This is a genomic window from Polaromonas sp. P3_B1, from assembly GCF_056402935.1.
On sequence record NZ_JBFUGK010000017.1, the window covers coordinates 39,801 to 52,537 of the forward strand.

At 66.6% G+C, this 12,737-nt stretch carries 14 protein-coding genes; 11 read left to right on the forward strand and 3 right to left on the reverse strand.

The window, feature by feature from the left end; translation table 11 throughout:
- Positions 1-59: 59 nt before the first annotated feature.
- On the reverse strand, positions 60-1,787 hold the full coding sequence (locus AC1DXS_RS11790) for a heparinase II/III domain-containing protein (RefSeq protein WP_477737681.1): 1,728 nt from the start codon (positions 1,785-1,787) through the stop codon (positions 60-62).
- A 152-nt stretch (positions 1,788-1,939) separates the two neighbouring features.
- Complete coding sequence (locus AC1DXS_RS11795; RefSeq protein WP_477737682.1) at positions 1,940-2,500, reverse strand: hypothetical protein; 561 nt, start codon at positions 2,498-2,500, stop codon at positions 1,940-1,942.
- Positions 2,501-2,632: 132 nt separating this feature from the next.
- Here AC1DXS_RS11795 and AC1DXS_RS11800 point away from each other — a divergent pair, with 132 nt between their 5' ends.
- Genes AC1DXS_RS11800 through ptsP form a run of 6 tightly spaced genes read left to right on the forward strand, consistent with a single transcriptional unit; the run spans position 2,633 to position 8,236 of the window.
- Entirely contained in the window at positions 2,633-3,193 is a 561-nt protein-coding gene (locus AC1DXS_RS11800; protein WP_477737683.1) for a hypothetical protein, read from the forward strand.
- Positions 3,190-4,488: an MFS transporter gene (locus tag AC1DXS_RS11805; protein WP_477737684.1), complete on the forward strand. Its 1,299-nt coding sequence runs from the start codon at positions 3,190-3,192 to the stop codon at positions 4,486-4,488. The genes AC1DXS_RS11800 and AC1DXS_RS11805 overlap by 4 nt, the downstream gene beginning before the upstream one ends.
- A complete protein-coding gene (locus tag AC1DXS_RS11810) occupies positions 4,485-4,928 on the forward strand; it encodes a PTS sugar transporter subunit IIA (RefSeq protein WP_477713814.1) in 444 nt (147 codons plus the stop codon). The genes AC1DXS_RS11805 and AC1DXS_RS11810 overlap by 4 nt, the downstream gene beginning before the upstream one ends.
- Positions 4,897-5,166, forward strand: coding sequence for an HPr family phosphocarrier protein (locus AC1DXS_RS11815; RefSeq protein WP_007869021.1), 270 nt, complete (start codon positions 4,897-4,899; stop codon positions 5,164-5,166). Before AC1DXS_RS11810 ends, AC1DXS_RS11815 begins: the two co-directional genes overlap by 32 nt.
- A complete protein-coding gene (locus AC1DXS_RS11820) occupies positions 5,163-6,470 on the forward strand; it encodes a hypothetical protein (RefSeq protein WP_477737685.1) in 1,308 nt (435 codons plus the stop codon). Before AC1DXS_RS11815 ends, AC1DXS_RS11820 begins: the two co-directional genes overlap by 4 nt.
- Positions 6,467-8,236 carry a phosphoenolpyruvate--protein phosphotransferase gene (gene ptsP / locus AC1DXS_RS11825; protein WP_477737686.1) on the forward strand — a complete coding sequence of 590 codons (1,770 nt, stop codon included), beginning with the start codon at positions 6,467-6,469 and terminating at the stop codon, positions 8,234-8,236. Before AC1DXS_RS11820 ends, ptsP begins: the two co-directional genes overlap by 4 nt.
- Positions 8,237-8,249: 13 nt before the next feature.
- Here the strand turns inward: ptsP and AC1DXS_RS11830 are convergent, their stop codons facing one another.
- On the reverse strand, positions 8,250-9,302 hold the full coding sequence (locus AC1DXS_RS11830; protein WP_477737687.1) for an amidohydrolase family protein: 1,053 nt from the start codon (positions 9,300-9,302) through the stop codon (positions 8,250-8,252).
- Between the two features lie 163 nt (positions 9,303-9,465).
- On the opposite strand from AC1DXS_RS11830, the gene AC1DXS_RS11835 reads away from it, so the two are divergent.
- From AC1DXS_RS11835 to AC1DXS_RS11855, 5 genes are read left to right on the forward strand one after another with little or no spacing between them, the layout of a single operon-like run.
- Positions 9,466-9,924 carry a Spy/CpxP family protein refolding chaperone gene (locus AC1DXS_RS11835; RefSeq protein WP_477737688.1) on the forward strand — a complete coding sequence of 153 codons (459 nt, stop codon included), beginning with the start codon at positions 9,466-9,468 and terminating at the stop codon, positions 9,922-9,924.
- Positions 9,917-10,369, forward strand: coding sequence for a DUF4260 domain-containing protein (locus AC1DXS_RS11840; RefSeq protein ID WP_477737689.1), 453 nt, complete (start codon positions 9,917-9,919; stop codon positions 10,367-10,369). Before AC1DXS_RS11835 ends, AC1DXS_RS11840 begins: the two co-directional genes overlap by 8 nt.
- A complete protein-coding gene (locus AC1DXS_RS11845) occupies positions 10,363-10,734 on the forward strand; it encodes a hypothetical protein (RefSeq protein ID WP_477737690.1) in 372 nt (123 codons plus the stop codon). The genes AC1DXS_RS11840 and AC1DXS_RS11845 overlap by 7 nt, the downstream gene beginning before the upstream one ends.
- Positions 10,735-10,766: 32 nt before the next feature.
- Positions 10,767-11,450 carry a response regulator transcription factor gene (locus tag AC1DXS_RS11850; protein WP_477737691.1) on the forward strand — a complete coding sequence of 228 codons (684 nt, stop codon included), beginning with the start codon at positions 10,767-10,769 and terminating at the stop codon, positions 11,448-11,450.
- Entirely contained in the window at positions 11,447-12,733 is a 1,287-nt protein-coding gene (locus AC1DXS_RS11855; protein ID WP_477737692.1) for a sensor histidine kinase, read from the forward strand. The genes AC1DXS_RS11850 and AC1DXS_RS11855 overlap by 4 nt, the downstream gene beginning before the upstream one ends.
- The last annotated feature ends 4 nt before the right edge of the window (positions 12,734-12,737 follow it).

The following is a 12,737-nucleotide window of genomic DNA, read 5'->3' on the forward strand; positions in this document are numbered from 1 at the left end:
TGCAAAGGTGGCGGCCCTTGGCGCGCCAAAGCGGTGCAAAAACCCGTCGAACTGCCGGGCTAGCCTCGCGAAAAGCGGGCCGCAAGTTTCCAGCTGCCGTCTGCCCCGGGGTTTCCGGACACCACCAGCTGGCGAACGTTGGGATTCGGCTGGTCGAAGTCCTGGCGGGGCGCGGAAATATCGAGCACGTCCAGCTCGATTCCGCTGCCTTCAAACTGCACGGCCAGGCGTTTGCCTTTTTGTGTCAAAAAAGCGATCGTGCCCTCCAGCCTGACCTCGGCCTCGGTGGCCATGGCCCATCGGATGGTGCTGCCGGGGCGGGCGCCGAGAAGCTCGTCGTCAAGTTGCACCGCATCGTCCAGGAAACGGGCGCGGCGGGTGGCCTGCGTGACCTGGCCGGGCAACAGCGCGGGGGTCAGGTCTATCAAGGCCTCGCGCTCGGCAAGCATGCGCAGCGTGGCCATGCCTCGGACACTGTGCGCCTGGCCGTCCAGCGTCAGCGTGTTGTGTGCCTGGGCAGACAGCCTGAAGACCTGCCAGCGTGTCGAATCCGCCTTCATGTTCCACAGGTCTATGCCGCGTGATTCCAGGCTACCGTAGTCCTGCATGCCGAGGTCTTTGGCCCAGCGCAGGCCGTCCAGTTCGAGCACAAAACTGCCGGCATCCATGTGCGCATGGCTGTGCGCCGCTCCGCCCGCCTTGATGGCGAACCACCACGCGTTGGGGTCGGACCATGATGAGCGCCAGATGGCGAGCGGCTGCGCCCCCTGGCCCGAGAAGCTTGTGGACAGGGTATTTCCGCCCGTTTTGGTGGGCCACCACAACACCGAGAGAGGCGCGAAGCGGTCAGACAGGCCCTGCTGCTGGCGGATCATCTCTCGCTTGGCCGTCAACAGTGCGGGCTGGTTCAGTTCACGGGCCAGGTAGACGATGGCGCATGGCAATTCCTGGCTCTCGATGCTGTCGGCAAAATCGAAGTGCTTCCCGGACGGGCCGATGGCGTGTGTATAGAACTCGGCACTGCGCCTGAAGCCAGGCGCATCCAGCAAGCCCCAGTCGCCGCCTTTGCGGCCACGGAGTGCGGCGGCCAGCAGCACCGTAAAGCTGGTCCCATAGCTCCAGTAGTTCGGCCCTTCAGGGTAGACCCCGTCCGGCCGGTAGGCATTCAGCCCGATGGATACGCCTTCGCGCGCTGCAGCGAGGAGGTCGGCTGCGAGTGCGGGTTCATCTTCCTCCACGGCCAGCGCTCCCAGGACCATGCCGCCGATGCAAACCTGGTTCCAGTTGTTGGTGGACCTGAAAGCCCTGTTGCCGTGGCGCGCCTGGGCAATGCTCTTGTCGACCATCGCGGCGCGCAGGGTGGCACGGTCACCGGCCGACAGGTCCTTGAAAAGCCAGCCATAGGAAATGGCCATGCCCGTGGTCGTCTCGGCAAGCTCCAGATAATGCTCCGGCCAGTCGCTGAATGCGGCGACGGCGAGCATTTCCTGCCGGGCGCGGTCCAGGAAAACCCGTTCCCTTGTCACCCGGTACGCGTAAGCCCACTGCAGGCTTCGGCGAATGAATTCGCGCGAAACAGGGAGCAGGCGGCCGTCCTCGGGTGTGCGCTCCAGCGAAGGCAGGGCGATGTCATTGCGGGCGCGTGCCAGCAGTGCTGCGTTGAAACGGCCAAGATCAGGGTCTGCCTTGCATCGATCGGCCAGGGAGGACCAATCGCTTTCGCTTGCAAGCAGTGGCGGGTGAGCTTGAACTTGCTCTGCCGGCGGCGATTCGGCAACCGCCTGCATGCTCCCGCACCCAGCCAACGGGGCGGTGGCCGGCAACATCGCTGCAAGAAATTCACGGCGGTTGAAAGGCATCCTTTTGGTCCTTCACCCTTTTGTCGTTCATTCAGATTGCGTTGGCTTGCGTTGGCTTTACACCCTGGCCAGAGCTTTGACTACTCCGTAAATTCAGTGAACATCGGCTCAGGGCAACGCCCGCTTGCACCATTGCGTGCGTAGTAGTTCCAGCGCCAGGCCATTTCGGTGTTGTCCCGGCAGGCCGCGCCCTTGTATAGCTTGCCATAAGTGGCCCTCGCACCTGAGGACGACCGGTAGCTGTCCAGCGTTTCAGTGACCAGCACGCCGTCTTTGGGGTAGACCTTCAGCACGCCAAACGACGCATTGCTCGGGATGTCGTATTCAACATACAGTTGGGTCCGCTCAGGGTCGGGGTAGGCCTTCTCGACCAGGATAAAAACCGCCTGCTGTTGCGCCACCAGTTCTTGCTGCGTCAGGTGGGTAAAGGTTTGGGACTGGACTTTTTTGCCGAATTTCAGCGCCGGGCCCAGCACCAGCAAAGGTTTGCGCTCATCCGCAGCGGCCGGGTTGAAGCGATGCAGAAGCGGCTTTTTAAACCGGTTCACGACAGCCGAGAAAATTTCATCGTCGCTGAAGTTCTGGTTCTGCAGCTCCAAGGCCCGAACAGGGTTTGCGGCACATAGCAGCATGGCCGCCATGAATATGTGTGGTTTGAAAGAGGTCATCACCAAAGCTTAACAAGCCCACCAGGTGCGCCGAAGCTGTCCGAAAACCGGACGGGCTGGCCTGATGGGCCGTCACGGTGCATGAATCACTGTAAAGTTGAAGGCATGCTTACGATTCGCGGCGATACCGCCGCACACTCCGTGCCGCGGCCGGTGGCAGCTCCGTTTTTATGGGCCGCGCTGGTCCTGCTCCAAACCTTGATCGCGGCCTGCAGCCCCGCCCTGAACTGGCGCGAAGTGCGGCCCGAGGGCACGCGCCTGGCGCTGCTGCTGCCCTGCAAACCCGACAAGGCGCAAAAGACCGTGCCCCTGGGCGGTCCGGCGACGCCGCTGTCCATGCTGGGCTGCGATGCCGGCGGCGCGACCTTTGCCGTGGCGGTGGCGCAGCTGGGTGATGCTGGCCAGGCCGCGCCCGTGCTCGCGCAGTGGCAAAGCCTGACGCTGGCGAATATGAAAGCCGGGCCCGCGCAGGTGTCGCCGCTCAAGGTTCCGGGCGCTTCAGCCGTGCTGGTCAAGGCCCAGGGCCGGCGCGCCGACGGTGCGGTGGTGCAGGGGCAGGCCGCCTATTTCGCCCAGGGCTCTCAGGCCTTCCAGGTGGTGCTGTATGCCGACCGCATTGCGCCCGAGGTTGCCGAGACCTTTTTCTCCAGCCTGAAATTCGAATGACGGCCAGCGCCGAAACCTCTTTGTCCGCCGCGCGCAATGCAGCGGCCGCGCCCTCCGAAGCCGGCCGGCTCGATGCCTGGACGGGGGCCATCGTGTTTCTGGCCTTTGCCGCGGCCTACTTTTGTTCGGCGCTGGTGCGGGCCATCACGGCTACTTTGTCGCCTGTGCTGACGCAGGATTTTTCGCTGCATGCGCGCGACCTGGGGCTGTTGGCCGGCGGTTATTTTTTGGGCTTTGCGGCCACGCAGTTGCCGCTGGGCGCCTGGCTGGATCGCCACGGCCCCAAGCGCGTGATCCTGAGTTTTTTGAGCATCGCCGTGCTGGGCTGCCTGGCGTTTTCGCTGGCGACGAGTTTTGCCTGGCTGCTGGCGGCGCGTGTGCTGGTGGGTATGGGTGTGAGCGCCTGCCTGATGGCGCCGCTCACGGGCTACCGCCGCTGGTTTGAGCCGGGCACGGTGTTGCGCGCCAATTCCTGGATGCTGATGACGGGCTCGCTGGGCATGCTGGCCTCTACGCTGCCGGTGCAGTGGCTGATGCCGGTGACCGGCTGGCGGCCGCTGTTCTGGATACTGGCGGCCATGATTGTGCTGTCCATGGCGGCCATCGCGTGGGTGGCGCCGGCATGGAAACTGAACCATGCCGCTTCGCCTGCGGCTCCTGCCGAGGCGGGCTATGCGCCCATCTGGCGCAGCCGCTATTTCCGCAAGATGACGCCCATGGCGTTTTTCAACTACGGCGGGCTGGTCGCGGTGCAGACCTTGTGGGCCGGCCCCTGGATGGTCAAGGTGGCGGGCTACACGCCGCTGCAGGCGGCCACCGGCCTCTTTTATATCAATGCCACCATGCTGGCGACCTTCTGGAGCTGGGGCATGGTCAACCCCTGGCTGTCGCGCCAGGGCTGGTCGGCGACGCGGCTGATCACCTGGGGCGTGCCGGTCAGCATCGCGCTGCTGGCTTTCAACATCGCGGCCGGCGCGTCCACCGGCTGGCTGGGCTGGGCGCTGTTTTGCATGGGCTGCAGCGTCATGGGGCTGGCGCAGCCGGCGGTGGGCATGGCGTTTAAACCCGCGCTGGCGGGGCGGGCGCTGTCGGCCTACAACCTGATGATTTTTGCCGGTGTGTTTGTCGTGCAGTGGGGCATAGGCCTGCTGATCGACGTGTTTGCCGCCCTGGGCTTGGGGACGGTAGCGAGCTTCCAGGCGGCCATGGGGGTGTTATTGTGTTGTTGTATCGCCTCATATGGGTATTTCCTCAGTGTGCGCGCCGATAATTCAGTGGAACCCGAAAACCCATGAACGGCATCTTCATCATCGCCCACGCCCCGCTGGCCTCCGCCCTGCGGCAGTGCGTGCTGCATGTGTTCCCCGACAACGCGCCCGGCGTCGCAGCGCTGGACGTGCAGCCCAACATGCCGCCCGAGGAAACCCTGGCCCAGGCCCGCATCATGCTGGCGCAGCTGGGCACCTCGCACGCGCTGGTGCTGGCCGACGTCTTCGGGGCCACGCCCTGCAACGTGGCGCAAAAGTTAGTCGACGGCGTTCATTCCAAACTCATCACCGGCATCAACCTGCCCATGCTGCTGCGCACCGTGTCCTACCGGCACGAGTCGCTCGACGCCCTGGTGGCGCGCGCCCTCATAGGGGCCACGCAGGGCGTGATGCAGGTGGCCATTACCGCACCGCAAAACCAGGTGCGCCGAAACCATGATCAAGACCAGCACGAACATCAGCAATAAGCTGGGCCTGCACGCCCGCGCCTCCGCCAAGCTCACCAAACTCGCCGGCAGCTTCGGCTGCGAAGTCTGGATGAGCAAGGGCGAGCGCCGCGTCAATGCCAAAAGCATCATGGGCGTCATGATGCTGGCCGCCGGCCTGGGCAGCACCGTCGAAGTCGAGACCAACGGCAATGACGAGCAGGCGGCGATGGAGGCCATCCTGGCGCTGATCGCGGACAAGTTCGGTGAAGGTGAATGAACGCGCCGGCCGGGCCCACCACCCAAGCGCTGCCACTGCGGCGCATGACAGCCTGCGACCAGCCCGGATCTCTGCCGCATAACTGGCGCCGCGCCGCCTTGCCGGCCGGCGCGCTGATGTTTTTACTCTCGGTTGTTTCAGCCTGGCCGGTGCCGGCTCAAGCTTTGAGCGTACGGCCGTTTGGCGAGGCGGTCCGGCAGCAGTTGGCATCGGGAAGTGGGTTTTTTCGCAGCGAGGCGGGGGAGTTTTTGCTGGCGCCGGATGGCCATTTCCGCCACGCTGCGGCATTGGCTCCTGACGGGTCCGGGCCATGGCTGGGCACCTGGAGCTTCAATGCCGACTCCGGTGATCTTTGCCTGATGCCCTTGCCGGTGCAGGTGGCATTGCTGGCTGGCGGCAGGCTTGGCAAGCGCCCGCAGGCTGTGCATTACAGTGCCGCGCTCGCGCGCGCCGGGCTGGTGGCTGATGGGGCGACTTTCGACGGGCCCGCGCAACTTAAGGCGCTTGCCGCGACGCAGGCCATCGACATCTCCGCCAACGGCCGCGAAGCCAGCGCGATAACGCTGGACCGTGGGGCGCGATTCGTCCACGTGGCGGTTCCCGTGCGGCGTGAGAACCGCGAGGTCATTTACGCCACTTATCGCTTTCCGGTCACCAGGGACGCGGCGGTCTATCGCATTGTCTTGTCGGGTGTTTCAGCGCACGGTGCCCCCCCGCATCCGCTCGCGGGTTGTCGGCCGCTGGCGGCGCTTGGCTTCTTCGACGTGCGCGGGCTTGAGGCGACGGAGCGCACGGCGCTGCAGACGCAAATTCAGCAGACGCTGGCTGCGCTGCCCGTCGAGCCAGACCATGCGCAAGGCCTGCCGCGTGCGCAACAGCAGCAAGCGTGGCGCCGCATCCAGCCGCAAGACACCGGCCGCTTCTCTGTGCCGCAGACTTCCGTGCGGCTTACCGTGGGGCGCCGCCAGCCGGACCTTTACCAGGCTGCGACGGACGCCCTGACGGAAGGGGGCCCCGCCTTCAGCCAGGATCGCACGGCCGCGCAGGTGTCCAGGCCCGATGAGCGCGTGCTGGGTGCTGCAGCCGGGCTGCAATCGCCGGCTGACTTCGACGTGGACATGCGCCTGCTGGGCGAAGGCCGGCTGGACATAGCCGTGCTGTCGCGGCGCGCTCCGATGGAAATCAATGAAGAGCGCGCACGCTCCCGCGAGTTGTTCGATCGTGTCCTGAATGCATTCCCGATGCTGGCACCGGGCGGTCCGCGCAGCAAGTCGCCTTCCTCTACGCAGGATAAAAAACCATGACTTTTTCCGTCCACGGTCTCGCCGTTTCACGCGGCATCGCGATTGGCCGCGCCGTGCTCGTCGCGTCCAGCCGCGCCGACGTGGCGCACTATTTCATCGAGGACGACAAGACGGCCGATGAAATCACGCGGGTGCGGATTTCGCGCAACGCGGTGATGGAAGAAATCACGCGCCTGCAGCAGGACCTGCCCAAGGACGCGCCGCATGAGCTGGCCGCGCTGCTTGACGTGCACCTGATGCTGCTGCAGGACGAGCAGCTGATCAGCGGCGTCAAGCACTGGATCACGGACCGCCACTACAACGCCGAGTGGGCGCTGACCACGCAGTACGAAATCATCGCGCGCCAGTTCGACGAGATGGAGGACGAATACCTGCGCGAGCGCAAGGCCGACCTGGAGCAGGTGGTGGAACGCATCCTGCGCCACATGAAAGGTGTGGCCTCGCCGGTGCAGCCGGCCGCGCAGGCGGGCGCGGGCCGCAAGCTCTCGCAGCAGGACTTGTTGCTGGACGACACCACCGACGTGCCGCTGGTGCTGGTGGCGCACGATTTGTCGCCGGCCGACATGCTGCAGTTCAAGCAAAGCCTGTTCGCCGGCTTTGCCACCGACGTGGGCGGCAAGACCTCGCACACCGCCATCGTGGCGCGCAGCATGGACATCCCGGCCGTGGTGGGCGCGCGCAGCGCCAGCCAGCTGATCAAGCAGGACGACTGGGTCATCATCGACGGCGATGCCGGCGTGCTGATCGTCGACCCTTCGCCCATCATCCTGGCCGAGTACGGCTTTAAGCAGCGCCAGGGCGAGCTCGAACGCCAGCGCCTGAACCGGCTGAAAAACACGCCCTCGCTGACGATTGACGGGCAGCGCATCGAGCTGCTGGCCAACATTGAAATGCCCGACGACACGCTGGGCGCGGTGAAGGCCGGCGCGGTGGGTGTCGGGTTGTTCCGCAGCGAATTCCTCTTCATGGGGCGCAGCGGCAAGCTGCCGAACGAGGAAGAGCAGTACCAGGCCTACCGCAAGGCCATCGAGGGCATGCACGGCCTGCCGGTCACGATACGCACAGTGGACATCGGCTCCGACAAGCCGCTGGACCGGCACGCCAAGGCGCAAGACACCCACCTGAACCCGGCGCTGGGCCTGCGCGCCATACGCTGGAGCCTGGCGGACCCGCCCATGTTCCTGACGCAGCTGCGTGCCATCCTGCGCGCGGCCACGCATGGCCAGGTCAACCTGCTGGTGCCCATGCTGGCGCACGCTTCCGAGATTCGCCAGACCATGTCGCTGATAGACCATGCGCGCGCGACGCTGGACAACAACGGCACGCCTTACGGCCCGGTGCGGCTGGGCGCGATGATTGAAATCCCGGCGGCCGCGCTCACGCTCAAGCTCTTCCTCAAGTACTTCGACTTTTTGTCGATAGGCACCAACGACCTGATCCAGTACACGCTGGCCATAGACCGCGCCGATGAAACCGTCTCGCACCTGTACGACCCCTGCCACCCGGCGGTGTTGCGCCTGATCGCCGACACCATTGCCGAGTGCAATGCCCAGGGCAAGGGTGTGAGCGTCTGCGGCGAAATGGCGGGTGATGTGGCCATGACCCGTCTGCTGCTGGGGCTGGGCCTGCGCAGTTTTTCCATGCACCCGTCGCAAATCCTGGCGGTCAAGCAGCAGATCCTGCGCGCCGATGCCTCCAAGCTCCAGCCCTGGGCGGCGGAGGTGCTGGCCAGCGAAGACCCGGCGGCGCTGCTGCAGTCCGCCTGATCGTTCAGGCTCTTCAGGTTCCCCAGTTTTTTCCGGTCACCAGCCGCCAGGCATTGCCATAGGCGATCTTGTGGCGGGCGGCTTCGCTCAGGGGCGCCAGGATCAGGTTGCGCTGCCGGCCCATGGCGGTCCTGTACATGGATTCGACCGGCGGTCGGTAGTCGCTGGCCGCCAAAAATCGCTCGGGAAATTTCTCCAGCAGGGCCTGCCATTCGCTGCCCAGCCGCCCGCCCTGGAACAGGGTGGAGTCGCGCGCGCCCGAGGGGCGGTAGATGCTTTCCGGGCGGGGCACCGCCAGGTCGAAATGAAGGCCTGGAAAGCGCGTGATCAGCGAGGCCACATAGGCGGGGTTGTAGGTCTTGGCGCGCTCCGGGTAACGGACCATGCCCAGATGGCACCAGATGACCTGCGCTTTGGGATAGCGCGCCAGCATGGATTCCAGCACCGGCAGCAAGGCGTCTTCGATCTCATAGTGGATCTGAAAGGCCGTCCCGGTGTCTTCGCTGAGCTGGAACAGCGCCTGGCCCGCGGGCCCTTCCAGCGGCACAGTGATGTCGCGGGCGAAGTTACGGGCTTCAACTTGTTCGGGGGACGGGTAGTGGCGAAATTCGTACTCCCCCATGGTGTGGTAGCGGCCGGTCTTCAGGTCGCCGGCCACCTTGCTCACAAAGGCGTCGGGGTTGTTCCACCAGCGCGGGAACTCGCCGCTGCTGGTCGTGGGGATGAAATAGCCGGGGTACTGACGGTGCAGCTCGAGCGAGGGCTCGGAGTCCGGTGAAAACGCCGGCGCAAAAGCGATCTGCGCAATGTCGATTTCGTCCATCCAGGCCATGAGCTGGGGGATGTTGGTGGTGCCGGCCACATAGGTCGCTTCCATGTCGATGATGGGCAGGCGGCCCTTGTCAAGCATGGCCTGCAGCCTTTGCCGCCAGGCTTCGATGGAGGCGGCGCGTGCGGCCGGGTCGGCGGCGCCTGCGGGCAAGGGTTGCGAAAAAGCCGGCCAGCCCAGGGTGGCCAGCGCGGCGGCCGGTGCGGCGGCGCGCTGCAGAAATTGTCGACGATCCATGTGTTGTATCCCTCCTCGGGCCCCCGGCCCTTTTTTCGCTAGCTATCTTAGGGGATGGCCGCCCCGGCCGAAACAAAGCGAAACATGCCGCAACCGGCGCGAAAACACGGCGGCGCCCGGCCTGGGCACCATGAAGACCTTCCAACCTCTCGCAAGGCTCTTCATGAAACATCGCGTCAAAAAAATCCTGCTCGGCCTGTTTGGCGGGGCCCTCATTGTCGGTAGCTTGGGCGCCTGCTCGCACGGCGGCCACGGCTGGCATGGTGACCCGGGCTCGCCCGAAGCCCGCGCCCGCATGGTCGAGAAAATTGGTTCGCGCCTGGACCTGGATGCTGCGCAAAAACAAAAGCTCGCCGTGCTGGCCGACAAGCTGCAGGCCCAGCGCACCGCGCTGCGCGGCGCCACCGAACCGCGCGAGGCCTTTCGCGGCCTGTTCGCCGGCAACAAGCTGGACCAGGCCGGCGCCAAAAAGCTGATCGATGAAAAAACCGCAGCCCTGCAGTCCGGCAGCCCCGAGGTGATCACCGCCGCGGCCGACTTCTTTGACAACCTGCGCCCCGAGCAGCAGCAGAAAGTGCGCGACTTCATGGAGCGCGGCCGCCGCTGGGGTTACCGTGGCTGAGGCGCTGGTCTTTTTGCCGGGGCGCATCGCACAGGCCGCGCGCCGTGAAGCAGCAGCGGCGCCCGGCAGCGCCAACGGCGGCGTGCGCCTGCTGCTGCGCGCCGAAGGCCTGGTGGTGCTGGCCGCCTCGGTGGCGGCGTATGCCCAGTTCGGCGCGGGCTGGGGCTGGTTCGCGGGGCTGTTCCTGCTGCCTGACCTGGCTTTCCTCGCCTACCTCGCCGGGCCGCGTTGGGGCGCGCTGGCCTACAACGCGGCGCATTCCTATCTAGGCGCCGTGGGCCTGCTGGCCGTTGGCGTGCTGGGTGGCTCACCCCTGTTGCTGGCCACGGCGCTGGTCTGGTGCGCGCATATCGGCTTTGACCGGCTGCTCGGCTACGGCCTCAAGTACGGCGCGGGTTTTGGCCATACCCACCTGGGCCGGCTGGGGCCACAGGACCCATGGTGATAGCCGCCCGGGCTGCGCGCATGCTGCGCGGCTTTCTGCTGCTGGAAGCCGGCCTGTTGGGCGCGGCCTCCGCAGTGCATTCCGGCCTGCTGCTGCAAGGCCATGCCCACGGCCAGGCCCGCATCGCCGAAGCGGTGATTGCCGTCGTGCTGCTGGTGGGCTGGGCCCTGAGCCTGCTGTGGTCTGCACGCACGCGCAAGCTGGCGCTGCTGGGCCAGGGCTTCGCGCTGCTGGGCACGCTGGTGGGCCTGTTCACCATTGCCGTCGGCATAGGGCCGCAGTCGGCGCCCGACCTGGTGTTTCATTTCGCGCTGGTCGCCTTGCTGCTGGCGGGGCTGTACTTCGCGCGCCGCGCGCACGCCTGAGGCGGGCCCCGATTTCTCCCTATGATGGCCGCATGCCCCGCATCCTCCTGATTGACGACGACGAGCACCTGGCCGCGCCGCTGGCCGCGTATTTCGCGCGTTTTGACTTTGTGCTGGACAGCGCGCTGCGCCCCGGAGAGGGCCTGGCCCTGCTGCGCGCGGGCGCCTACGACGCGGCCATCCTGGACGTGATGCTGCCCGAGATGGACGGCTTCGCGTTGTGCCGCGAAATTCGCAAGCAAAGCGACATCCCGGTCATCATGCTGACCGCGCGCGGCGACGTGATGGACCGTGTGGTCGGGTTGGAGCTGGGCGCCGACGATTACCTGCCCAAGCCTTTTGAGCCGCGCGAACTGGTGGCGCGCCTGCAGACCATACTGCGGCGCCAGCGCGCGGTGGCACCGGCCGCCCCGCGCCGTGTGTTCGACGGCCTGGCGATCAACCTCGAAACCCGCGAGGTGCTGCGCCTGGGCGAGAAAGTCGAGCTGACCGGCACCGAGTTCGAGCTGCTGGCGCTGCTGGCGGCTGACCCGGGCAAGGTCTTCAACCGCGATGACATCCTGAACCGCCTGCGCGGCCACGAGGCGGAGCTGTACACGCGCGCCGTCGACATCGTGGTGAGCCGGCTGCGCAAAAAACTCGAGCCGCTGGACTGCATCAAGACACTGCGCAACGCCGGCTACACGCTGGCGGTGGGCAAGCCGGGCGCGCCATGAGGCGAAACCGCTGCCGTCCTTCGCGGCCTGAGCGCTGGCGCCACCGCTGGGGGCATTCGCTGCGCCTGCGGCTGATTACGGTTTTTCTGTTGCTGGCGCTGGCCATGGGCGCGGTGTTCATGGGCGGCATGCAGCGCGCGTTTTCCAGCGGCTGGCGCGACGCCGCCAGGCCTCTGGTCAGCGACTACATGGACAGGCTGGTGGCCGACCTCGGCTCGCCGCCCGACCTGGGCCGCGCGCAGGCGCTGGCGGCCCGCCTGCCGATTTCGATACGCATTGAAGGGCCGCAGGTGAACTGGCAGTCGCACCCGGACCGGCAGTTCTTCGGCGGCCGCGCCAGCGAGTGGCTCAGCCGCACCACCGCCGACGGCCACAAGGTGATCTTCGGCCCCGGCACCATTCCCTCGCACGGCATGTTCGGCTGGATCACGCTGTCGCTGCTGCTGTGCCTGCTGGTGGGTGCCTATGCCTATGTGCGGCGCCTGCTGCGCCCGCTGGACGACATACGCGCCGGAGCCGAGCGCTTCGGCCGCGGCCTGTTCGATACGCCCATCCCGCTGCGCCGGCGCGACGAACTCGGCGACCTGGCCGCGCGCGTCAACACCATGGCCCACGACATCAAGGCCATGCTGGACGCCAAGCGCGGCTTGCTGCTGGCGCTGAGCCACGAGCTGCGCTCGCCGCTGACGCGCGCGCGCCTCAATGCCGAGCTGCTGCCGGTGGAAGGCGAAGGCAGCGCGCCGCGCGAGCGCGACGCGCTGCTGCGCGACCTTGGCGAGATGCGCGACCTGATCAGCGACCTGCTGGAAAGCGAACGCCTGGCCAGCCCGCACGCGGCCTTGCAACGCGAGGCCGTGGACCTGGCCGCGCTGGCGCGCGAGGTGGCGGCCGACATGCCGCAGGCGGCCGCCGTGGTGCTGGACCTGGCGCCGGACCTGCCGGCGCTGCAACTGGACCGCATGCGCGTGCGCCTGCTGCTGCGCAACCTGCTGGACAACGCGCTGCGCTACAGCGCCGGGGCGGAGCGGCCGCCGAGCCTGTCGCTGCGGGCGGAAGACGGCGGCGTGATGCTGGAGGTGCGCGACTTCGGCCCCGGGGTGGACCCGGAGCAACTGGCCCATTTGACCGAGCCTTTCTTCCGCACCGACGGCGCGCGCCAGCGCGCCACCGGCGGTGTCGGCCTGGGCATGTACTTGTGCCGGCTGGTGGCGCAGGCGCACGGCACGACGCTAGAGGTGCGCAACGCGGCGCCGGGGCTGGCGGTGCAGGTGCTGTGGCGCTAGCCGC

Excerpts from the sequence above, each read along its gene's own strand:
- AC1DXS_RS11790 (WP_477737681.1), bottom strand. The coding sequence starts at position 1,787 with ATGCAGGCGGTTGCCGAATCGCCGCCGGCAGAGCAAGTTCAAGCTCAC.
- AC1DXS_RS11795 (WP_477737682.1), bottom strand. The coding sequence starts at position 2,500 with ATGGCGGCCATGCTGCTATGTGCCGCAAACCCTGTTCGGGCCTTGGAG.
- AC1DXS_RS11800 (WP_477737683.1), top strand. The coding sequence starts at position 2,633 with ATGCTTACGATTCGCGGCGATACCGCCGCACACTCCGTGCCGCGGCCG.
- AC1DXS_RS11805 (WP_477737684.1), top strand. The coding sequence starts at position 3,190 with ATGACGGCCAGCGCCGAAACCTCTTTGTCCGCCGCGCGCAATGCAGCG.
- AC1DXS_RS11810 (WP_477713814.1), top strand. The coding sequence starts at position 4,485 with ATGAACGGCATCTTCATCATCGCCCACGCCCCGCTGGCCTCCGCCCTG.
- AC1DXS_RS11815 (WP_007869021.1), top strand. The coding sequence starts at position 4,897 with ATGATCAAGACCAGCACGAACATCAGCAATAAGCTGGGCCTGCACGCC.
- AC1DXS_RS11820 (WP_477737685.1), top strand. The coding sequence starts at position 5,163 with ATGAACGCGCCGGCCGGGCCCACCACCCAAGCGCTGCCACTGCGGCGC.
- ptsP (WP_477737686.1), top strand. The coding sequence starts at position 6,467 with ATGACTTTTTCCGTCCACGGTCTCGCCGTTTCACGCGGCATCGCGATT.
- AC1DXS_RS11830 (WP_477737687.1), bottom strand. The coding sequence starts at position 9,302 with ATGGATCGTCGACAATTTCTGCAGCGCGCCGCCGCACCGGCCGCCGCG.
- AC1DXS_RS11835 (WP_477737688.1), top strand. The coding sequence starts at position 9,466 with ATGAAACATCGCGTCAAAAAAATCCTGCTCGGCCTGTTTGGCGGGGCC.
- AC1DXS_RS11845 (WP_477737690.1), top strand. The coding sequence starts at position 10,363 with ATGGTGATAGCCGCCCGGGCTGCGCGCATGCTGCGCGGCTTTCTGCTG.
- AC1DXS_RS11850 (WP_477737691.1), top strand. The coding sequence starts at position 10,767 with ATGCCCCGCATCCTCCTGATTGACGACGACGAGCACCTGGCCGCGCCG.
- AC1DXS_RS11855 (WP_477737692.1), top strand. The coding sequence starts at position 11,447 with ATGAGGCGAAACCGCTGCCGTCCTTCGCGGCCTGAGCGCTGGCGCCAC.